Here is a 19,867-nt window from a genome sequence, read left to right as displayed (position 1 = left end):
TGACATACCGCAGGAGCTCTGCACGGAGTCCACTGCCCATGGAACTTACTGCCGTTCCATTCACCGGTTGCCCTCCAGAATCTTGAAGTACGCGGATTCCAGGCTGCCCCCACCGAGCGCTTTGGCCTCCTTGAGGGTTCCTCGAAACAGGGTCCTTTGCCTGAGAACCACAACCTCGTCCGCAACCTGTTCCAACTCCATGAGTTGATGGCTGGAAACGAGGGCGCTCCCGCCGGATGCGGCGAATTCCCGGAGGAACCTCCGCAGCCACTGGACACCCTCAGGGTCCAGGCCGTTAGCGGGCTCATCAAGAACAAGCATCTCCGGACTGCCCACCAGGGCGGAAGCAATCCCCAGGCGTTGCCGCATTCCCAGCGAGTAGTCCCGTACCTTCTTGTTTCCTTGAGCTGCGAGATCCACCAACTCAAGGACGCGATCCACAGTCTCCGGCTCAGCCCCCACGGCCAGCCGGCAGATCTGCAGGTGCCGGCGTCCTGTCAGCCCGGGCTCCACGTCCATTCCGTCCAGGTTCACGCCAACTTTGGTGGCGGGCCGGGGCAGTATCCGGTAGTCACGCCCGAAGACGGTTGCACATCCGGACGTGGCCTCCACAAGACCGGTCAGCCCTGCGAGCGCTGTGCTCTTTCCCGCCCCGTTGGGTCCAATCAGGCCCACCACCCGCCCGGCCGGGACATCGAACGTTAGGTCTTCAACAGCAAACCGCGGGCCTCTCTTCTTACTAAACGCCTCGAAGCTGGCGTGGACAATCATGAGTGCCCTCCCTTGGATTCGGTGGTTTGCCCGGACTGCACTGGCCACAGCGGCGAGTTCATGGCCGTATCCAGCAGCCACTCCCCCAAGCTCATCTCCCGCTGGCTTGTCACTTCAGCACGACCAGACGAGGACAGGTTCATGCCTGATTCCAACTCGCTTGGGTAGGCAAGTACCGGCAGGTTGTTCCCGGCCAGTGCAACCGGGGCTATGGTGTCCAGCGCTGCCATGGCGTTCGACGGCGGCGGGTCACCAATGGTGGCCCGGCCCAGGTTCTCGTGGATGATCATTCCCTGCGATTGGAGCGTGACGTGATCGCCGGGTTCGAACGCGGCGCCGGAACCTTGCAGCGGTGCCACGATATTCAGTTCGCCGTTTACGTAGGTGTAGCCGGCTACGGTCACGGGTCTTACTGGAATGGAGGCTATGAGTGCTCCGGCGGCCACAACACCCAAACCGACAACCAGAACCTGCCTCCACGCTGGGCTTCCATTCTTGGTTGCTGCACGGAAAAAGGCGACGACACCCTTGGCGGCCATCACCAGCAGCAGGCAAAGAACACCGAAAACAACCAGGTGCCCTGCATATCCAAGTTGCAGGAAGATGGGCACAAGCCTTTGGTAGCCGATCACCATGAAGGCAATCCCTGACAGGAAGCTTGCTAGACCGAACCAGGGCAAGAGACCTTGGTTCGGGATACAGCGCCGGGATCCGAGAACGCGGGAGCTGACGACGTCGGCCAGCGCATCGATCGATTTCTTCCGGAGATGGGGAAGGTCCACGGCGGACATCAAAGCCACGTAACCGTCCAGTTTGATGAAGGGAAAGAGGTTCAGCACCGCCACGGCGTAGCAAATCAATCCGTAGAGAACAGCTGCGTCCTTCACTGATGACTCCGGGAGGAACACTTGCACTGCGATCACAATGCTCCCCAAGGCAACGTGCACCAAAGGACCGGCAAGAGCGACGAGCACCCGCTGCCTGCGCGAACTTAGCCGCCACCCATCGGTAACGTCGCAGAAGAAGGCTGGTGAGAGGTAGAACAGCATGATCCCGATCCGCCGCGGCGTGCCCCCAAAGTAGGTAAGCGCCATGCCATGGCCCAGTTCGTGCAGCAACGTCGACGCGAACATCGCTGCCACCACGTACAGATAGGCCTCCATAGGAAGAGGGGTAGACAGGACACGCCACATGCTGGGCCCCGCAAAAGACGCACCGATCAATCCGCTGAGCAGGAGAAGCAACGCTGTGACGGCGCCTGCAGGTCTGATCATGGCTGTGACTGCCGGGCGGAAACTCTCCAACAGCTGTGCCGGATTGAAAAGGGTGAACTGCACTGTGAAGGGCGGCCTGAACTGGATCCGTCGAGTCTCAGCCGGACCCGCGCCGTCGTCGAAAATTCCCGTGTGCGCCAGCTGGCGCACAATCCCTTCCACGTCCGCAGGCGTCCAAAGTGGTCCCAGCAGCTGGGCGATCTGGGCCGGTTGCATGGAGCCGTCCACCGCTTTCAAGACATCGGCGACGTCGGAGGAGACCCGCGCTTTCGGCACGCCATTGATGGCGACAATCCACGGCCCGCCTTCCTGCAACGGCCGGTCGATGGAAGCTGCCGACGCGAGCTGCACCGGCCACTCGAGCCCGCCATGTACAGCCTTCCCGGGCCTGCTCATATCAACGGATGAGGCGTTGCAGGGCAGCCCGGCATCACGAACAGCTCCTTGGTCTCGTCCATGGTCAAGGGAACAGCCCCCGGGCAGATGGTCTTGCCGGCCGTCCAACCCAGCTCTTGGATAGCTGGAGGAAGCCTATGCGTGAGGTTGACCCAGTGGGTGCGAATGTTTCGTCCGGCCAGGTACTGCACCAGACCATCCACGTCGGGCGTGGGCCGGCATCCAGGAAAGCTGGATGGTTTGAAGGACCCAACCCACTGCCGCAATTCGGCTACCGCCGGTGCAGTCGTCCAGAAATCAGCGCGGGAATCGTCGTCGGTCACGGGTGCATACGTCCCTGCGGTGGGCGAGCGGCCGGAATCCGAACCGGTTGGGACCCGCCCGGCAGAAGGCATGCGTGTGTGGAACAACTCCCGGATTTGGAGACCTTCTTGAAGCGCTCCCCTCAACGCCACCACTGGGTCCGAGGCAGATTTGAGTCCCACAGCGCCGAATCCGGCTGAACCGTTTTCCTCAGTAATGATGCACACGGCGGTCAACAGCGGAGCATCGTTGCTCGGAATGAAGGCGAGGATGGGCTCAACACCGGCTGCCCGGGCAGCCACAAGGAGCAGGCTAAGTCCTCTGGCTTCAGAAGACTGGCGCACCATCACGGGCATGCTCTCTGCGTCGAACTTTTCCAATGGGATCCTCTGACGCCACGCTGTAAGGAAGGCGTCGCGTTCCATGACTTCTGCGATCCCGGAGCGCTGGGCGAAGGATTCCGAGGGTCCGGACGCCGCGCCGTTGGGCGAGGGATCGAAGTACCTGTCCCACGGTTTCGTTTGTCCGCATCCAGGGGAGTAATCAACAACAGGGGCGGGCACTAGCGAGGGCGCGCCACTCAACAAGTCGATGGCACGGTACCAAGGGAAGTCCCAGTCCAAGGCGGAGGCGCATCCCAGGCCGGCGCCGACAAAGTCAATTTTGGTGCCGGGGCTGCCGTTCCCGGCCAGCAGATACTCGGAATCTTCCGGCACGGGAACCAGGGCGAATCGTTCAACCGCTTCGCCGGCGCCTCTCGTCAGAGACGCCCGCTTTGTGACATCAAAGGCCCCTACTGCAGAAGCGATCCGAGCACCCGGTGTGCTGTTGGCTAATCGCCCCACGGTTCGCCACAGCCCCACATCATTGGGTACATAGATGGAGGCTTCAGACACCAGCCCCAGGGAAGGGTGCAGCGTTCGTACGGGATCTACGCTCATTTGCCGCAAACCCATAGCTCCACATCATTCAAACCCGGGCTTGGCGACGCTATCCGTACCGGGCGGCGCTCAATAGTCTTTAGTCCTTCTGCAGCGATCTCTTCCTCGAGGAGGCTGTTGCTCAGGAAGGCGACGTCGCTTGCGTAGGCGGAGGACCTATATGTCCCGTCCAAGCCAAAACTGACATGGATCATGGTCACGTGACGCGCTCCGTTGGCAGCGTCCCGGCCTTCCGCAGTGATCAGGAACGAATCGTCCCCCAGAGCTGAAACCGTGCAGCGGCCTCCACTGCCTAGTGGGGCTTGGTGGTTGTCCGCGTTCAGGACCGTCAGTAGGAATTGACCGTCCGGCGTTAAACATTCGCGCACTCTACGGAACAGCTCCCAGCGCCCCGCCGGATCAAGGAGCGTGATGGAACTGGCACCGAGAACCACACAACCGAAACCGCCGTCGATCTCAAAGCGGGACATGTCCGCCTCCACCAGTTCAACCTTTACATCGCGGGGGTTGAAGGCTTTGGTGTCTGCCTTCTCCTTCAGCATGGCCAACATTTCCGGTGACGAATCGACCGCGGTGAGTGGACGCCCCAAGGCAAGGAGGGGTCGCGTGATCCGTCCGGACCCTGCCGCTAGTTCCAAGATAGGCCCGGAGGTTTTCCGCGCAGCGGCCAGGATTTCGGGAAGCTCGGTGAGGTCGTTGGCGGTGATCTGGTCGTAGAGTCTCGATCCCGAAACGCTATACAAATCCTCAGGAGGATCGACGTGTCCAAGGATCCGCAAAATGGCGTCGGCGGTCTCATCTGGTGCGGTGTTCATCAGCTCGTGCTCTCCGGGAGTCGGTGTGGTGGTGTGGGTTCACGCGGGTGGTGGCCAAGATGGCACCACCCGCGTGGACTTGCTTAGGTAGCGGCGAGGCCGACGACGACGCCGGCAATGATGATGACGTCACCAACGCGGATGTACCACGGTGTATCGTCCGGGGTGTCGAGGTTTTCCAGCTCTTCGATGGTCAGCTGAAGGTTCGAGGCTGCGATCATTGACTTCTCCTTTCTTAGGTCTCTGGATACGGAGCGGAGCTTGTGTAGCGGACCCCTGATTAGGTGATGCTGACGGCGATCAGGCCGATGGCAACTCCTTGGGAAACACCGATGAACCAGTTGTTGAAGTCCGGGGTATCCATCGACTCGATCTCCTGGACGGAGATGTTGAGCTGATTTTGCATTCGTTTTCACCTCCCTTCAGTGCGCGTTTTGAGTTGGCTGCGCGATCAGGTGATGGCCACCGCGATGCCCACCAATGCCAGTCCTGCCGTGATGCCCTTGATGCGTTCGTCCCAGTCGTCCGGAACGTCCATGGCCTCCAGCTCTTGGATGTTGAGGTCCAGGGCTTTGAGTGCTGTGCTGTTCATGTACTCACCTCCTTCCTCTTGTCGCTCGTAGATCACCCGGTTGGGCGGACAAGACTGTGGGTCCTCGCCGCGCTATGGAGGACGTACTGAATCTGCGCGGCGTCGATGCCGCGAAGCATGGGCAGTGATCCGCCCCAGTTTCGGATAGCAGCTTCCGTGGTTAGGTGAAGCGTTTCGCCGCCGATGTTCTCGAGTCCGGCGATACCCCACCGCCGGATCAGGTGGTTGATACCAGGAGCCGGATCCGGGTCCAGCTCAGGGACCGCCTCGGTGACCGCGGACCACAGTTGTTGGAGCCTCCGGCGGTCGCCCCAGGCTGCTGCACCGTTGGTGATTTCGGCCCAGATAGGCCCGATCACAGACGCTGTCGCCGTCATTTTTCTCGCCCCTGTCACGTACGCGAGCTCGTTTGCGAGGTACCAGTGCCTTGCCCCGTAGGGGTTGCGGCCCATGAGTGCCCATCCGGTGTGCGTCTCCATGCTGAGGCGGGCCGCAGTTAGGCGGAGTTCCGCCGTATCGTAAAGAGTCAGCCGCTCTCCCAACCGGACCATCCGTTGGATGAGGACATGGCCGTCGTCGTCAAAGATGCTGTGCTGGCTGCCAACCATGGTCCCCGCCACTCTCAGCAGAGCTTCAAGCAGGCCTTCGAAAACCAGATACTTGGGCAGGGTGGCCAGATGCCCGGCGTCGAGCATTGCCACGTCACCCGCCAAGTTACGCGAGGCAATCAAGCGGCGTCCGACGGCGGTGTCCAGGCACGCTACAGCGCTGACTTCAGCGCCGGTACCCACCGTGGACGGCATGAGAATGGTCTTGGGACGATCGTTGGGGTTAGTGATCGGTGGCAACACCAACAGTCCGGAGCGCTTGGCGTGGCGTTCAGCGAATATGGTCAAAGCGGGGTCAGCGGTAAAGATTGCGGCGAGCTTTACCGCGTCAAGGACTGAACCGCCGCCAAGTCCCACCACCGTCTGAAGTCGGTTTTCGCGGATGAAGCGGCCCACGGTCCTCAGCGTTTCCACGGTGACGGGCTCCGCAGTCAATTCCAGGACAGCTGAACCTTTGAGGTCACCTTCAAGAAGTTTGTCTCGGTGCACTTTGAGGTCCCGATCGACTACCAAGCCCGTTCTGCCGCGAGTGAGGCCGCCCACGTACTTTGGTGCCGTCCCGTCGTCGGCAATGACGCATCGGGTCCTCAAGCCGTGATCGGCAATCACTCGAAAACTCCGTCGCGTTCGGCACTGAACAGGCCTGCCTTTACTGCGGCCCGGAGCTCTGCAAAGTTGTCCTCCGTGTAAGTCAGGGCAGGCAGCAGTTGGATCCGCCCAGGCCCCGGCTGGACTATGGAACCGGCTTGATGAATGTTCCTCACTACAGCCAGGACGCCGTCGGAAGAAAGCGGCATGCCGTTTTTTGCGTGAAGCTTGAGGCCGCGCATACAGCCGCGACCCGTTGAGTTGCCTACACCCGGGGTGTGTTGAAGGTCTTCAATGAGTTGGTTGAGACCCTCAGCCACCTGCTTGTTCAGGGTGTGGTGGTCCAAGCGCTTCATCTCAGCGATGGTGCTGAGGATCGCGGCACATGTTGCCGGGGTTCCAGCTTGGGTTTCCCCGTGAACAAAGATGGACTCTGATGCGTCAAAGAGTTGGGTTACGCGATGGGCTATCAAGAGGGCGGCGCAAGCGCTGGTGCCATTGGTCAGGCCCTTTGACGTAATAATAATGTCCGGCTGTTGAGGCCAGGCATCCGAGGCGAACCAGCCTTCTACCCTGCCGAAGCCGGTGGCAACCTCGTCGGCGACCACCAGGTAGCCGTGGTGGTCCCGGTGTTTGATGACCTCCTCAATGAAGCCGTCCGGCACTGATTCCGCGCCTGAACCCAGGACCGGTTCCATGATGACGGCCGCGATCCTGTGCCCTTCCCTGTGCATCAGCCGGGTGAGTTCCGCGCCGTCGTCGTCGAATCTGATGTGGCGGATATTGCGCCGGTCCACGCCGTAAACTGCCTGTCCGAGTTCATCACCGCTGAGGGCTTGGCTTCCATAGGTCAGCCCGTGGTAGCTGCCACTCAGGCCAACAATGAGCTTCCTCTCGGGCTGGCCGTTCAAAACAAAGTACTGGCGGGCGAGCTTCATCGCTGCGTCATTGGCCGCACCGCCAGAGGTGGAAAACACCACTCGTTGGAAGTCATGTGCAGGCAGACTCAGGAGGGCCCTTGAAGCCTCGACCGCTTTCCGGTGGGACGTGCGGAACAGCGGAAGGTAGGAGGCGGCGTGAAGTTCTGTAGCCACGGCTTCAGCTATTTGTTGGTTTCCGTAACCGAGATTGGTGTTCCACAGGCCGCTCTTTGCGCAGATCCGTTGCCGGCCGTCCTCGAAGGTGACGTGCACGCCGTTGGCGCTGACCGCCGTGTAGCCGGCCTCGTCGAAGTCATGCTGGGTGGTTAGCGGAACCCAGAGGGGAAGTTGTGTCCGCGGGGTTGGCAGGACCGGCTCAACAGTCATCGGCCCGCACCCATGATGTCGATGCCCAGCTGTTCAAAATGCGTGACCACCGCTCTGGCGGCACTCTCAGCCACATCAGCTGAAACCTTGAGTGCGGGTGCCACCACCCTGGCGGCAACCTGGATGTCTCGCATGGTGGAGACGGCCTCAATAATGGCGGCGGCGTCCGTGCCGATCTTGAAGAGCCGGCCCGTCTTAGGGTCCAGCAGGGTGTATTCGGCAGCCCGCTTGAGGATAAAAGGAGCGTCCGCTGACGGGAGGCCGTCATTGAGAGTGGCGCCGTAGAGACTGGTGCCGAATCCGACCAGGCTTGTGGTGGCCCGGTCTTCACGGGGAATGAACTTCCAAGCATCCAAGGCGGCCAGGTAGCGCGGGATCCAGGTCCTGGCCTCAAGGGAGTCCTGAATGTCCCAGGGGTAGTAGACAGCGGCAACGGCGGACTCCGGCCTCAGAGAAACGGCCCGGACTCTGATGTCCGGAAGCGAGTCACCTACCTTGCCGATTTTGGTTCCGTAGGGACCGGACCTGACGGAACCATCCCAGGTGATGTGAAGCCGCGTCAGCAACAGGGTGTCCTTCGCGGCCCCGCTCAACAACCCGCGCTCCGCCAGGACGGCGTTGACCTCAGTGAGTTGCTGGACAAAATGGCCGGAGCGGACAGCTTCTTCTGCATCGTCGAAAAAGGCTTGCCAGTCCTCCTTGGTGGTGATCCTGACTACCGTCACACCCACCAGATTGACGAACGGGATAGCCACATAGTCCTGAATCTCCAAGCTGAGGGTGCCGTCCACCAGGAGCTCTTCCCCCGCGGCGTCGAATGACCCCGATGCCGTGACGATGCCGTCATCGACTTTGTCGCCGTTCAGAACCAGAACCGTAGAGCCTTCGCCGGCAAGAGTCTTCGCGTAATCGGCGTGCTCGGGATTCTCAACAAAAATAACGTGACCCGGTATCCGTCCGGGTACCCCTGTGATCCACTGATCCACAGCGGCGGCAATGCTCTGTTGCTGACTCAGCTTCATTTCCCCAACCCCATAGTTGTCTTCACCGGCAGCTCCGCATTTAATCCGGGGCTGCGTTCTGAGAAGGACACTATGGGCGGGTTCATGGCCCACAGGGCGGAAAGGCGAAACTAGGTGGTGATTTGGCCGAAATTAGGGGTCAATTTGGAGCAACTAGGTGGCGTTTTGGGGTGGCCTAGGTGTGCGGAGCCAGCGTCTGATTGCATGACATCGGGCTCGGCTTGGGAGCGGCTATGCTGGGGCCCTCGCCGATTTGGGGACGTCTGAACATGAAGAAGAAACACGGTAAAAGTGCCAACAGCTATTGGCTGACGCTGGCTGGCTGTTACGGGCTGACCATCGGCGCCGCCACCATGGCAGCGATGCCGTGGCTTTTGATTGTGGGCGGCGTTTTCATTGTCTTCCCCTTGATCGTGGGGTTCTTCTACGGCCAGATCGGCCGGAAGGTCCAGTACCACCTCGCCCCGGAAAAACCGGCGATCGTCATCACAGCCACGGCATTTGCCATCGTGGCGATGTTCCTGCGCGGCTCACCCATCGTCGCCTGGGCCGGGCCACTTCTGGGCTTTGCCACCTTCGTCGGCACGTACCTTTGCCTACGCCGTTATGGTCACTTCCATCGGAGTGCCCCCGAGTTTTCGCTCAATCAGGAAAGGGAGCACGCAGGCTGATCTCCGGCGGTCAGGCTCGCGTCATCGGTCGCCGGTTAGCATGCCTTATGGAATCCTTCACCTGGGCTAAACCCTCCACTGATCACTCGGCACGAACCAAGGTAGCCGTCCTGCTTCCCGGTTCCGGGTACCCGGTTGAGGGCCCAGTCCTGTTCTGGGTTGGTGAAATGCTGGGAGCACTGGGCTGGCATGTTCAGGCTGTCCGGTGGACTCCTGACGATTTGCCCAGTGCTGGCCCTCAAGAGTTCGCGGCCGCTGCCGCTAAGACGGCTTTCGCGGCCGCACCAGACGCCGATCAACGATTGATTGTCGCCAAGTCCTTAAGCACTTTGTGTATCCCTTGGGCCGAGGAAGAGCGCGTCCCGGGTATCTGGCTGACGCCGCTGCTCACAGACGAGAGGGTCAGAAGTACTATCAGCATGTCTTCAAAGGAGGATCTCTTTATCGGCGGTTCATTGGACAAGCTGTGGGACGGCGGACGTAAGTCTGAGAGTGCCGGTACGTTCTTTGAGGTGCCCGGGGCCGATCATTCCCTGCAAATCCCGGAAGATTGGCGGGCCTCCCAACTAGCTCAAACCGAGGTGTTCGATCGGATTGAGGCGTTTGCGGCGGGGCTGCCCTCTACTACATAACTGCGCAGCCGACGCCAGTGGTTGTCCCGTCAGATGAAACCTAAACGGCCTAGAAGCTTGTACGCTTCGGTGTCCTCGCATGTTGGCATGGATAGCTGCGTCACGAACTGCGAGCTGCACGCACTCGATAGGTGGGAGCATCGACGCGCCCCTGTAAGCGCATTCAGGCATCTTAGGTTCGGTCAACAGGCGGACCTTCGGCGCAGCACTTCTGTGCTGATGCAGCGGCTCCCTTGTACGCAGGCAGATGGTACGACGAATTGGGGGATATAGGCCTATGGCGGCATGGGGGACAGCAGCCGTGGATTTGTCGTGCGCGCGGTTTACATGAGGAAGCCAAGGACTGCCTCGGCGGGTGTGGCTGCCGTGGCCGTGAGCCTGGCCGCGCTTCAGCTCGGTAACGGTATGGCCGTTGGGCTCATTGGAGCTGCTGGCGCAGGAATTGCGACGTGCCTGAGAGTAGGAATCGGAGCTTTGGCGCTCCTTCCTGCCCTCTGGTTTGTAAGATACTCCGCTGTGGTATCCCTGCGCCGCATCGTCGGCTACGGTGTCGTTTTGGGATTGATGCAGCTTTGCTTCTATCAAGCAATTTCCCATATTTCGCTGTCTCTAGCGGTTTCCATTGAATTCATTGTCCCCTTGGTACTCGGCTGTCTGTGTACGCGCCCTCGGGCGGTCCGGCTTGCGGTTTTGGGCGCCGTGGCAGGACTTTTCCTCATTGTGGACTACGCCAGCCGACCGGATCCCGCGGGAATCCTGTGGGCCGTGGCTACCGGGATTCTGTTGAGCGTTTATATCAAGGTGGGGACGACTATGCCGACTGCGTCCCATCCGCTGGCAGTGTTATCCAAGGCTTTGTGGGTCGCGTTCCTAGTTGTTCTAGCAGGGCAGATCCTAACCCCAGTTCCTGACTTGCAGACAGCAGACCGGTGGGTGGGCCAGGCGCTTGTCGTGGCACTGCTGACCATAGCTATTCCATTTTCTCTGGAACTTTTCGCCATGAAGCGTCTTCGCGCGCTTCCCTTCGCAATGGTGTCGGCTTTGGACCCCGCGTTGGCTGCGATCGTCGGCGTACTAGGCCTTAACCAGTACTTGGACGGCCGACAGATCACGGGGCTGATCGTTCTCACCGGGTGTGCCGTACTTAGCGTCTGGACGGATGCTCGCGCCCAAACAAGCAGACAACTGAAATCTAAAAAACGAGGAGCATAAGTTGAAACCAATGAATTGCTGTGGCACCCACCTTGTCTGACTCGTTCCTCCACACGTGCCGGGACTGAGAGGGATGCGTTTGTGGCTGCTGTGGGTGCGGGGTTGGACGTGGGCGGGCATGGATGACACCTCAGCCTCCCTTTAGACTCCATCTGAACATCATTCCGTTCTTTTTCTGGTACTACCCCACGAGAATTTGGCCCCGAAATATTTGACGACGCTGTATCCAAAAGTTCCAGCAAGGATTTTCGGAGTTCTTTCCACGTTGCGTGCCGGTGCTCCAATTCTTCAAACCCCGCATTTGTCAGTTGATAACATTTTCGCAGCGGACCGGTAGGTGATATTTCCCACCTATAGGTGGCTATTCCTTGGTGCCTCAATCGATTCATGAGTGCGTATAAATCACTTTCACATTCGCTATATTCTGGCCAATATATGGCCCGATGACCGCCTTCGGAATAGGACTCGTCGTGATGGCCATTGCAGTCGCAGTAGATCGATTTATTGGGTTGCGCCGAAGGCAACGGCTAATCGCGGGAGAGCATGAGTGAACGCACTTACGCCACCAGCCGCCCCTCCGGACGTTGACGCAAGGACATCACAGCGAGCGCGTACAGCAACCCCCGGGCCACGCCGAACAACCACGGGAACGGCAGGTCGAAGCCCAACCAGAACACCGCTTCGACAGGTAGGAGAGCCAGCCCAAGAACAAGCCCGGACCGGCGTCCCTTCCATGCGAGCCAAGCAGCCCACGACGCCACCAACACCACAACCAGGAATGCCATCAGCAGCGACACGAAGACCCAGCCGTCCAGGCCGTCCCACGGTCCCGCGTACATCGGGAACAGGTCCATGAACATTGGTAGATACCCGTTTTGGAGGAGGTAGATGCTGACTGGAATCGCAGGAATCCCGAACGCCGCCGCGTAAATCCAGGTCAGCACGGCCGCCACACGCGCTTTCTGCATAGCCTTCCCTCGATTCGGCCCGCCCTGATCCACTGCTCAGTACAAGCAGATAAATCCAGTGTGGAACAGAGGATTCACGAGTGGAAGCCCTCTGCGCTAGGCTTCCTCGAACCAGCCCCGCGCCGGGTTGGAGACCTCGGGCGCTTCCCGGAAAACGCCGGGCTGCGCCACCCAGCCAACCCCGTTGGCGATGACCTTCTGGATCTGCGGCTGGTGGTACACCGGGTATTCCTGGTCGCCGGGGCTGAAGTAGAAGATCCGTCCCTTGCCGCGGGAGAACGTCACGCCGGAGCGGAACACCTCTCCCCCAGTAAACGAGCTGATGAAGATCAGGTCATCGGGTTCTGGAATGTCGAACAGTTCGCCGTACATTTCCTGCTGCGGAATCACGATAGGGCTCTCAATGCCGGCCGCGATCGGGTGCGAAGGCTTCACCGTCCACACCAGCTCGCGTTCGCCCTCGTTGCGCCACTTCAGCGAGCACGTGGTCCCCAACAATCGAGTGAAGATCTTGGCGAAATGCCCGGAGTGCAGGACCACGAGGCCCATGCCGCCGAGGACATGCCGCTGCACGCGCTCCACTACTTCCTCAGCGACTTCCCCATGGGCGATATGCCCCCACCACAGCAGCACGTCGGTCTGCTCCAGAACTTCTTCGGAGAGCCCGTGCTCAGGATCGGCGAGTGTCGCCGTCGTGATTTCGGAGTCCGGGTAAAAGCCGCGGAGCCCGGCGGCGATTGCGCCGTGGATCCCTTCGGGGTACATCTCGCCGATCGTGGCGGGCTCGTTACGGGCCTCGTGCACGGCCTCGTTCCAGACGACAATCTTCAATTTCGCATCAGACATTTCAGAGCACCACTTCACGTTGTTCGAGGGCGGATTTGTAGCAGGCATCGAGCACCAGGGCACGGCTCAGGGCGAGTGAGCCGTCATGGCTTCCCCATACAGTTTCGCCGCCGCGCACGGCAGCAATGAAATCGTCGACGACGGCCTGGTGGGCTCGCCCGGGTTCGGCCACCACCTCAAAGTCGGCGTTCTCGCCGTCCTTCTCGGTGAAGACGTGAACGTCCGCTACCGGGTTCTCGGAGGCGCCCACCGAGCGCAAGTCCGCTCCGCCGTCGGTCCCGTAAACGGTGAAGTCCATCAGGTCGCGCTCGTCGCGGTACGTGGCCCATCCCGCTTCGAGGATCAGGGTCCCGCCGCCTTCCAGCCGGATGAATGCGGAGGCGAAGTCTTCCACTTCAAACTTGTGGCTGGAGTTCGACGCCGTGTACCGGGCGTTGCCGCCGAGGCCGCGCGGACCAAGTTCGGAATGGGTGGACGCCGAGACGGCCAGCACCTTGGGCTCGCCCAGGAGGTGCAGCGAGTAGTCCAGGACGTGCACGCCGATGTCGGCAAGCGGGCCGCCGCCGGCGAGTTCCGGGTTGGTGAACCAGCTGCCCAGCATCGGAATGCCCTGCCTGCGCAGCCAGGATGCCTTGGCGTAGTACGGGCGACCCAGCGTCCCGGCGTCGATCACTTCCTTGAGCGCCTGGATGTCGCCGCGGCGGCGGTGGTTAAACGCAACGTCAAGGACGCGGCCAGCCTTGCGGGCGGCGTCCACCATCTGTTGACCCTCGACGGCGTTACGCGCCAAAGGCTTTTCGCTCAGCACATGCAGTCCGCGCCCGAGCGAGGCAATGGCGATGGGCGCGTGCAGGAACGTCGGCACGGCGACGCTGACGGCGTCGAGGCCTTCGAGCTCGATCATGTCTTCCCAGCGGGCGAACGCGTGGGGGATGCTGTATTCCTCCTTCAGCTGGGCAAGAAGATCAGCTTCCATGCCGGCGACGGCGACAATTTCGACGCCGTCGATGTTGCTGTACGCCTTGAGGTGCTGCTGGCCGGCCCAACCGATGCCCACAACTCCCACCTTGAGGGTTGCGGACGGGGCCTGCTGCTGAATGCTCACGTTGTTCCTGTTCTTTCTGTGGTTACTAGGTTTGGGGTTAGCCCTTGACCGCGCCGGCCGTCATGCCGGAAACGATCCGCTTCTGGCACACGAGCACCAGGATCACGAGTGGGACGGTGATGATCACCGACGCTGCGCTGATGGTGCCGAGGGGTTGGTCGAACTCGCTGGTGCCGCTGAAGAACGCAATCGCCACCGGGACGGGTCGGGCTTCGGGCGAGGTGGTCAGTGTGACGGCCAGGAGGAATTCGTTCCAGACCGAGATGAACACCAGGATCGCCGTGGTCGCCAGGCCGGGAACCGCCAGCGGCAGGATCACCTTTCGGAAGGCGACAAACGGTGTGGCGCCATCCATGTACGCGGATTCCTCCAGCTCACGCGGGATCTCCTTGAAGAAGGACGTCAGCGTGTAGATCGCCAGCGGCAACGCGAACGTCAGCTTCGGGATGATGAGGCCGAGCAGAGTGTCGTACAGCCCGATCTCGCGCCAGATGGAGAACATCGGGGCCGCGATGGCGATGGCCGGGAACGTGGTGACCGAGAGGATCAGCGTCAGGATCATCGCCTTGCGGCGCATCTTCAGCCTCGCCAGCGCATAGGCGGCGAAGGACGCGAACACCAGCGCCACCGTTGTAGTCACGACGGCGATAATCACCGAGTTGCGCAAGGCCAGGAGGAACTCGGGGTTCTGGAAGACCACCAGATAGTTCTCGAGGGTCGGCTGGCTCGGGAAGAGCTCGCCTTGGGACAGGCTCGCACCCTTCTTAAGGGAGGTGTTCACCAGCCAGTAGAACGGGATGAGCGAGAAAGCCATGACGGCCACCACGAACACCCAAACCAAGGGGTGCAGCTTCGATTCCCCACGCAAGCGACGCTTCGGCGCCTTGCGCCCGGTGGTGAGTTCCGCCGTCGGGCGTTCTGCAATCAGCGTGCTCATTGTTCCTCCTTCGCGACGTCGCGGATGTTGCCGCCGGCGAAGCGGACGTAGATGACCGAGACCACCATGACGGTAAGGAAGGTCAGGATGGACAGCGCCGAGCCTTCGCCCACCAGCCGATTTTCGCGCAGTTGCGTGTAGGCGAGCATGGACATGGATTCGGTGCCGTTGGCGCCGCGGGTGAGCACGAACGGGAGGTCGAAGACGCGGAGGGCATCCATGGTGCGGAAAATCGCGGCGAGGACGATCGCCGGACGCAACAGCGGCAGGGTGATGTTCACGAAGGTCTGCCATTTGCTGGCGCCGTCAAGTTCCGCGGCCTCGTACGTTTCCGCGGAGATGACCTGCAGGCCAGCCAGGATGATGAGCGCCGCGAAGGGCGTGGTCTTCCAGACGTCGGCCATGACGATCACGGCCATCGCGTAGCCGTGCTCACCGAGCCACACGACGTCGCCGCCCGGCAGCCCCAGCGTGGAGAGGACGTTGGTGACCAGGCCCATATTGGGCTGGAACATCGTTTGCCAGGTGATGGCGCTGACCACGGTGATGATGGCGTACGGCAGCAGAACCACGGTGCGCAGGACGGCCCGGCCCTTGAACGCGAGGTTGAGCAGGAGCGCCATGGCCGTGCCGAGGACGAGTTCCAAGCTGACCGACAAACCCGCGAAGAGGAAGGTCTGGCCAAACGCAGCCCACCACTCTTGGCTTGCCAGGGCGTTGATGTAGTTTTCCAGGCCGACAAAGCGGGACAGGCCGGCGGTGCGGACGCTGTACTGGTTCAGCGAGAGCCAGATGGCGTAGCCGATGGGGACTGCCGCAACCAGCGCCATGATGACCAGCGACGGTGCGGTCATGCGGAAGGCGAGCTTGCGCTCGGCGCGGTCGCGGCCGCTTGTTTTTGCTGGGCCGCGGCTTGCCGGGATTGTTCTGATGGCCATGACTAGAAGCTCGCCTTGGCGGTGGTGATTTCCTCGGCCATCTTCTGCACGGCTTCCTCGGTGGAGGCAGTGCCGGAGAGGACGGCATAGACGTTCTTGTAGATCGCCTGGCTGATCTGCGGGTAGACCGGGGAGATCGGGCGCGGCTTGGCACCCTTCACCGAGGCGAGGAGTTCCGTGGCGAACGGCATCTTCTGGAGAACCGCCGGGTCAGAGTAGGCAGCTTCGTTGACCGGGGCCTGGGAGTAGTCCATAGCCACGTGCTTCTGCCAGTCCGGCGTGGTGGCGAAGTCGATGAACGCGACAGCTCCAGCCTGGTTGGTGGAGTGGGCCGAGATCGCCAGGTTCCAGCCGCCCAGCACGCCGGAAGCCTTGCCGCCTTCCCATGCCGGCAACGGCGCGACCGCGAAGCTCGACGCCAGCGGTGTCGCGTTGAGCAGGCGATACACGTGCGGCCAGTTGCGCTGGTATCCGAAGTCGCCGGACTCGTACGCGAGGCGGGCGGGGTCTTCGTTGTAGGTGAGGACGGCGCGGTCGGCTGAGCCGTTCTTGAGGCCGTCGCTCATGAAGTTGAGGACGTCACGGGTTTCCTTGGAGTCGATTGTGACGTCGCCCTGGTCGTTGAGGACTTCGCCGCCTGCGCTGTAGAGCATTTCGAGGAAGTTCACCGTGAGGCCCTCGTACTGCTTGCCCTGGTAGACGTATCCGTTGCCCGGGGCCTTGGCGGCTTCCGCGTAGAGCTGCTGCCAAGATTCGGGCTTGGCCACCTTGTCCTTCTGGTAGTAGATCAACCCGGCGTTGGTGAAGAACGGCGAGCCCCAGTACTTGTCCTGGTACTTGGTAGTTTCCACAGTGGAGGGAATGAGCCGGTCCTTGTTGGCCTCCACCAGCTTGGTCTGGTCCAGCAGCCAGCCCTGCGAGGCGAACTCGGAGGTCCAGATGACGTCCGTGACAAAGAGGTCGCACTCAGTGGACTTGCCCTCGAGCCGCTGCACGATCTGCGTGCGGGCCTCATCCGTGGTGGCGCCGATCTCGGTGTACTTGGCCGTGACCTTGCCGTTCGCCTTGGTGAACGCCTCCGCTGTGCCCTTGTAGATACCGCTCGCGTCCTTGACGCCGCAGATGTTCACGGCGCCGCTGGCATTAGCGCCCGACGCCGGATCGGCAGCTGCCGCTTGCTCGGCACCTTGGGGTGCGGCTCCCCCGCCGCATGCGCTGAGGAGGAGGGCGGCTGCTACTGCGGTTGCGGCTCCGAGGCCCTTCGTCTTTCGGGTGGCTTTGTTCTGGAGCGGTAGAGCAGGTCGGTTCAAGTCCACAAGTGGCTCCTTTGGTGACTGTGGGTGGCGTTCAGTGCGCGTTCTGGCTGTCCCGCGTGCTGAGGGTGGCTTCTTTGCCGGTGTTGCCTGTGGTTCGTGGAATCGATTCCAAATGTGTTCAAAAGAATCGGCCTTGCGGCCGTGGAATCGATTCCAAAGTAGTGTGACAGGGACCACTGAGGGCTGTCAACCCTCTTTATTTTGTGGAGTCTCGGATGACGAGTTCGTGCGGGAGGAACGTCCGGCCGCGGCGGTGTGAGCCCTCGACGGTCATCCGGTCCAGGAGTTCAGCGAAGGCGACTCGGCCCATCTCATACGCCGGCTGTCTTACGGTAGTGAGCTCCGGGACGCACATTTCTGCCTGGGCTGAGTCATCGAAACCGGCTACGGCGATGTCCTCGGGAACCCTAAGACCGGCGTCCGTGAGTTCACGGACGCAACCTGCTGCGACTACGTCGGTTCCGCAGAAGACTGCATCCGGAAGGTCTTTCGTCTCCAGGAGCTTCTTTGTGAGACTACGACCGGCGTGGAAGCCGAAGTTGCCCTCTCCCAGCAGGATCTGGTCTTCTTCCAAGCCTGCTTCCTTGAGGGCCTGCCGGAATCCTTCTTCGCGCAGCCGGCCTGAACGGGCGCCTCTATGGGCAAGCATTGCCAGCTTGTTGGCGCCGGTATTGATCAGGTGTTTCGTGATGTCGTATGCGGCTTGGCGGTCATCGATGGACACGCCGAACGCTGCCTCGGCGTCGACGATTTCACAGACCTGGACCACGCTCATTTGCTCGGCGACGGTGTTGACGTCCTCGTCCGGCATCGTCGGCGAAAAGATCACCAATCCGTCTACGGAGCCGTTGCGCAGCATATCGACTAGTTGCTGTTCGCGGTCGAGGTCTCCGTCGGTGGCTGCGATGAGGCTGACGTAGCCGGAGTCCGCGGCGGCGTCGCCGACACCTCGAAAGACTTCGCTGATCACGAGCGAGTCCAGATTCTTGGCGAGGGCAAGGACGCGCATTGTGCGGTCTCGTCTTAGGTCTCGTGCCGAGGCGAGAGGGCGGTAGCTGAGCTCCTTGATGGCGGCGTTGACCTTCTCCTTGGCCGCCGCGCTGACCGCCGAACTTCCGTTCATGACGCGCGATACCGTCCCCACGGACACACCCGCAGTCTTCGCGACATCCTGAACTGTCGGCCGAGCCATTCGTATGTCCTTTCGCGGGCAGTGAGGAGGATCCTTGCCGCCATGCCTCTGCCGTACCAACCGGCGTTCCTCAGCATAGCTGGAGTATGGAGAGCGATATGGGCTGATGGGTCAGTCGAAGTTACACCGCTGGCGCGATCACTGAAATCGGTCATAAGGGTACCGACTCGGGGATGGGGCGTGCCGTGCCACTACGCTACACAAAGAACCAACACCACCTGCCAAAGTCTCGTCAAAGGCGTGAACTCATCAACATTGAGAAAATCAAGATGAGACAGTTTGCTCAGACATCGCAAACCACTGATACAAAGGCATATGGATTGACCATGACGTTAGGAGAGGGGTTGCGTCAAAGGATCCATTGTTGAGATTCTCATTTAGCGGGTGGAAGACTTCGATCCAGAGGAGTTCACCCTGTAACGTAACTTCGTCCCGGCATTGCCGTTGACTCCGTTAAGTCAGGGGAACCATCACAATGAAGATCCCTTACGTATTACTCCGCGCAGGTGATGGCCTATCCGTCACTGACAATCACGTCCTGCAAATGCTTACGCACCTTGAGTGGGATGCAGCCTCTCTTACGTTGTTCCATCGTGAGGGTTGGTTTGCTTATCCCAAGGTTGTGGCAGTCAACTTCAGAGTTCGACCATTGAGTTTTGCTGGCTCACTCCGCACAGTCAGCAGGACGAACAAGCGCTAGCAAATGCTCGGCCGATAGCGGTGGCCCCCTGGCACATCCCCTGCGTCGTGACGCTCCTGCACTTGGTTCTCCGGCCCGAAGACGACCTTTATTGGTCACCCAACTGAGTGCTGTGATCGGCTCCTCGTGGGGCTGGCTCTTGATTTGCTGTGTCACTGGACGGAGCCACTAGCTGGGCAGCTACCCTGAACTCATGGGTGAGCTTGAAGACGCGCTGGCGGCTAAAAGGACGCAAGATGCTGCACGGATGCTGCAGGAAGCGGCCCGAGAGCGGGAAGCCCGAAAACAAGGGGCCGAGCTGGCAAAGGAATTCCTGCTCGCCGCCTCACGTCTCGGGATAAGACCGGACAAAGTCCTCGAGCATGTGACGTTCGAGTACCACGAGCATCCGAACTCCAGCAGCCGGTACGCGGACCGGACGCGCGGTAAAGACATCTCACGAGTCAAGGTCGCAGAGTGCTGGGACATCTATGAGTACCTGTTGACCACGGATGGCCATCGGGCTGTCCCCACCTACGCACGCTCCGAGACCCACCGTCGTCTCTTCGGCAAGCCGTACAGCATCGGAGAGGAAGGCTGGGAAATGTGTTTAGTCTCTTCGGATTTTCATGGCTACGTCGGTGACAACTACCGATCCCTGAAAGAGATGATGGTCGAATACATCGGCCGACGTGGTCGGGCATAGTCGTGCTTCCCCTTGCATGGCGGTGTGATAGTTTGTCAAGCCCGCGAG

The 19,867-nt window shown here is 60.9% G+C and carries 21 protein-coding genes and 1 pseudogene; 4 read left to right on the top strand and 18 right to left on the bottom strand.

Annotated elements, in window-relative coordinates:
• Positions 1–60 precede the first annotated feature (60 nt).
• The 10 genes from EU811_RS07835 to mpaB all read right to left on the bottom strand — a co-directional run bounded on the left by EU811_RS07835 (position 61) and on the right by mpaB (position 8,617).
• Positions 61–771 (bottom strand): ABC transporter ATP-binding protein, encoded by a 711-nt coding sequence (locus EU811_RS07835; protein ID WP_142937927.1) that lies wholly within the window; start codon positions 769–771, stop codon positions 61–63.
• Complete coding sequence (mpaP, locus tag EU811_RS07830; protein WP_142937926.1) at positions 768–2,441, bottom strand: daptide biosynthesis intramembrane metalloprotease; 1,674 nt, start codon at positions 2,439–2,441, stop codon at positions 768–770. The genes EU811_RS07835 and mpaP overlap by 4 nt, the downstream gene beginning before the upstream one ends.
• The gene (locus EU811_RS07825) at positions 2,438–3,685 is read right to left on the bottom strand and encodes a YcaO-like family protein (RefSeq protein WP_142937925.1); all 1,248 of its coding nucleotides are present in this window, start codon (positions 3,683–3,685) and stop codon (positions 2,438–2,440) included. Before EU811_RS07825 ends, mpaP begins: the two co-directional genes overlap by 4 nt.
• Positions 3,682–4,500 (bottom strand): daptide-type RiPP biosynthesis methyltransferase, encoded by an 819-nt coding sequence (mpaM, locus tag EU811_RS07820; RefSeq protein ID WP_142937924.1) that lies wholly within the window; start codon positions 4,498–4,500, stop codon positions 3,682–3,684. The genes EU811_RS07825 and mpaM overlap by 4 nt, the downstream gene beginning before the upstream one ends.
• 83 nt (positions 4,501–4,583) lie before the next feature.
• A complete protein-coding gene (locus EU811_RS23505; RefSeq protein WP_160147629.1) occupies positions 4,584–4,721 on the bottom strand; it encodes a daptide-type RiPP in 138 nt (45 codons plus the stop codon).
• Positions 4,722–4,780: 59 nt separating this feature from the next.
• Positions 4,781–4,906: a daptide-type RiPP gene (locus tag EU811_RS24555; RefSeq protein WP_274595832.1), complete on the bottom strand. Its 126-nt coding sequence runs from the start codon at positions 4,904–4,906 to the stop codon at positions 4,781–4,783.
• A gap of 45 nt (positions 4,907–4,951) precedes the next feature.
• Positions 4,952–5,092, bottom strand: a complete 141-nt coding sequence (locus EU811_RS23500; protein WP_160147628.1) for a daptide-type RiPP — start codon at positions 5,090–5,092, stop codon at positions 4,952–4,954.
• Between the two features lie 32 nt (positions 5,093–5,124).
• A complete protein-coding gene (gene mpaC / locus EU811_RS07815) occupies positions 5,125–6,309 on the bottom strand; it encodes a daptide-type RiPP biosynthesis dehydogenase (RefSeq protein WP_142937923.1) in 1,185 nt (394 codons plus the stop codon).
• Positions 6,306–7,595, bottom strand: coding sequence for a daptide-type RiPP biosynthesis aminotransferase (gene mpaD, locus EU811_RS07810; RefSeq protein WP_142937922.1), 1,290 nt, complete (start codon positions 7,593–7,595; stop codon positions 6,306–6,308). Before mpaD ends, mpaC begins: the two co-directional genes overlap by 4 nt.
• Positions 7,592–8,617: a daptide biosynthesis RiPP recognition protein gene (mpaB, locus tag EU811_RS07805; protein ID WP_142937921.1), complete on the bottom strand. Its 1,026-nt coding sequence runs from the start codon at positions 8,615–8,617 to the stop codon at positions 7,592–7,594. The genes mpaD and mpaB overlap by 4 nt, the downstream gene beginning before the upstream one ends.
• Before the next feature lie 269 nt (positions 8,618–8,886).
• Here mpaB and EU811_RS24115 point away from each other — a divergent pair, with 269 nt between their 5' ends.
• From EU811_RS24115 to EU811_RS07795, 3 genes are all read left to right on the top strand, one after another.
• On the top strand, positions 8,887–9,288 hold the full coding sequence (locus tag EU811_RS24115; protein ID WP_238703337.1) for a hypothetical protein: 402 nt from the start codon (positions 8,887–8,889) through the stop codon (positions 9,286–9,288).
• Between the two features lie 47 nt (positions 9,289–9,335).
• Positions 9,336–9,920 (top strand): hypothetical protein, encoded by a 585-nt coding sequence (locus EU811_RS24110; protein ID WP_238703336.1) that lies wholly within the window; start codon positions 9,336–9,338, stop codon positions 9,918–9,920.
• Between the two features lie 516 nt (positions 9,921–10,436).
• On the top strand, positions 10,437–11,132 hold the full coding sequence (locus tag EU811_RS07795) for an EamA family transporter (RefSeq protein WP_160147627.1): 696 nt from the start codon (positions 10,437–10,439) through the stop codon (positions 11,130–11,132).
• A 290-nt stretch (positions 11,133–11,422) separates the two neighbouring features.
• On the opposite strand, the pseudogene EU811_RS24705 reads toward EU811_RS07795, so the two are convergent.
• The 8 genes and pseudogenes from EU811_RS24705 to EU811_RS07755 all read right to left on the bottom strand — a co-directional run.
• A pseudogene (locus EU811_RS24705) lies at positions 11,423–11,656 on the bottom strand (PadR family transcriptional regulator); the annotation flags it as partial.
• A gap of 33 nt (positions 11,657–11,689) precedes the next feature.
• Complete coding sequence (locus tag EU811_RS07785; protein WP_142937919.1) at positions 11,690–12,100, bottom strand: hypothetical protein; 411 nt, start codon at positions 12,098–12,100, stop codon at positions 11,690–11,692.
• A gap of 96 nt (positions 12,101–12,196) precedes the next feature.
• Positions 12,197–12,946, bottom strand: coding sequence for a ThuA domain-containing protein (locus EU811_RS07780; protein ID WP_142937918.1), 750 nt, complete (start codon positions 12,944–12,946; stop codon positions 12,197–12,199).
• Position 12,947: 1 nt separating this feature from the next.
• Positions 12,948–14,051 carry a Gfo/Idh/MocA family protein gene (locus tag EU811_RS07775; protein WP_142937917.1) on the bottom strand — a complete coding sequence of 368 codons (1,104 nt, stop codon included), beginning with the start codon at positions 14,049–14,051 and terminating at the stop codon, positions 12,948–12,950.
• Between the two features lie 37 nt (positions 14,052–14,088).
• The gene (locus tag EU811_RS07770) at positions 14,089–14,988 is read right to left on the bottom strand and encodes a carbohydrate ABC transporter permease (RefSeq protein ID WP_011776118.1); all 900 of its coding nucleotides are present in this window, start codon (positions 14,986–14,988) and stop codon (positions 14,089–14,091) included.
• A complete protein-coding gene (locus EU811_RS07765) occupies positions 14,985–15,926 on the bottom strand; it encodes a carbohydrate ABC transporter permease (protein WP_142937916.1) in 942 nt (313 codons plus the stop codon). The genes EU811_RS07770 and EU811_RS07765 overlap by 4 nt, the downstream gene beginning before the upstream one ends.
• A gap of 2 nt (positions 15,927–15,928) precedes the next feature.
• A complete protein-coding gene (locus EU811_RS07760; protein WP_142937915.1) occupies positions 15,929–17,242 on the bottom strand; it encodes an ABC transporter substrate-binding protein in 1,314 nt (437 codons plus the stop codon).
• Positions 17,243–17,438: 196 nt separating this feature from the next.
• Entirely contained in the window at positions 17,439–18,434 is a 996-nt protein-coding gene (locus EU811_RS07755; protein ID WP_142937914.1) for a LacI family DNA-binding transcriptional regulator, read from the bottom strand.
• An 893-nt stretch (positions 18,435–19,327) separates the two neighbouring features.
• Between EU811_RS07755 and EU811_RS07750 the strand changes: the two genes are divergently transcribed.
• The gene (locus tag EU811_RS07750) at positions 19,328–19,819 is read left to right on the top strand and encodes a hypothetical protein (protein WP_142937913.1); all 492 of its coding nucleotides are present in this window, start codon (positions 19,328–19,330) and stop codon (positions 19,817–19,819) included.
• Positions 19,820–19,867 lie beyond the last annotated feature (48 nt).

It is taken from the genome of Arthrobacter sp. TS-15 (assembly GCF_006964045.1).
Classification (GTDB): domain Bacteria; phylum Actinomycetota; class Actinomycetes; order Actinomycetales; family Micrococcaceae; genus Arthrobacter.
Note: the sequence above shows the minus strand (reverse complement) of the source record. Positions and strands in the feature narration are given on the sequence as shown.

Bases quoted from the DNA above. Each gene is read 5' to 3' on its own strand.
- EU811_RS07825 (WP_142937925.1), bottom strand. From the start codon at position 3,685: ATGAGCGTAGATCCCGTACGAACGCTGCACCCTTCCCTGGGGCTGGTG.
- EU811_RS07750 (WP_142937913.1), top strand. From the start codon at position 19,328: ATGGGTGAGCTTGAAGACGCGCTGGCGGCTAAAAGGACGCAAGATGCT.
- EU811_RS07770 (WP_011776118.1), bottom strand. From the start codon at position 14,988: ATGAGCACGCTGATTGCAGAACGCCCGACGGCGGAACTCACCACCGGG.
- EU811_RS07755 (WP_142937914.1), bottom strand. From the start codon at position 18,434: ATGGCTCGGCCGACAGTTCAGGATGTCGCGAAGACTGCGGGTGTGTCC.
- EU811_RS07780 (WP_142937918.1), bottom strand. From the start codon at position 12,946: ATGTCTGATGCGAAATTGAAGATTGTCGTCTGGAACGAGGCCGTGCAC.
- EU811_RS24110 (WP_238703336.1), top strand. From the start codon at position 9,336: ATGGAATCCTTCACCTGGGCTAAACCCTCCACTGATCACTCGGCACGA.
- mpaD (WP_142937922.1), bottom strand. From the start codon at position 7,595: ATGACTGTTGAGCCGGTCCTGCCAACCCCGCGGACACAACTTCCCCTC.
- mpaP (WP_142937926.1), bottom strand. From the start codon at position 2,441: ATGAGCAGGCCCGGGAAGGCTGTACATGGCGGGCTCGAGTGGCCGGTG.
- mpaB (WP_142937921.1), bottom strand. From the start codon at position 8,617: ATGAAGCTGAGTCAGCAACAGAGCATTGCCGCCGCTGTGGATCAGTGG.
- EU811_RS07835 (WP_142937927.1), bottom strand. From the start codon at position 771: ATGATTGTCCACGCCAGCTTCGAGGCGTTTAGTAAGAAGAGAGGCCCG.
- EU811_RS23500 (WP_160147628.1), bottom strand. From the start codon at position 5,092: ATGAACAGCACAGCACTCAAAGCCCTGGACCTCAACATCCAAGAGCTG.
- EU811_RS24115 (WP_238703337.1), top strand. From the start codon at position 8,887: ATGAAGAAGAAACACGGTAAAAGTGCCAACAGCTATTGGCTGACGCTG.
- EU811_RS07765 (WP_142937916.1), bottom strand. From the start codon at position 15,926: ATGGCCATCAGAACAATCCCGGCAAGCCGCGGCCCAGCAAAAACAAGC.
- EU811_RS07785 (WP_142937919.1), bottom strand. From the start codon at position 12,100: ATGCAGAAAGCGCGTGTGGCGGCCGTGCTGACCTGGATTTACGCGGCG.
- EU811_RS24555 (WP_274595832.1), bottom strand. From the start codon at position 4,906: ATGCAAAATCAGCTCAACATCTCCGTCCAGGAGATCGAGTCGATGGAT.
- EU811_RS23505 (WP_160147629.1), bottom strand. From the start codon at position 4,721: ATGATCGCAGCCTCGAACCTTCAGCTGACCATCGAAGAGCTGGAAAAC.
- mpaM (WP_142937924.1), bottom strand. From the start codon at position 4,500: ATGAACACCGCACCAGATGAGACCGCCGACGCCATTTTGCGGATCCTT.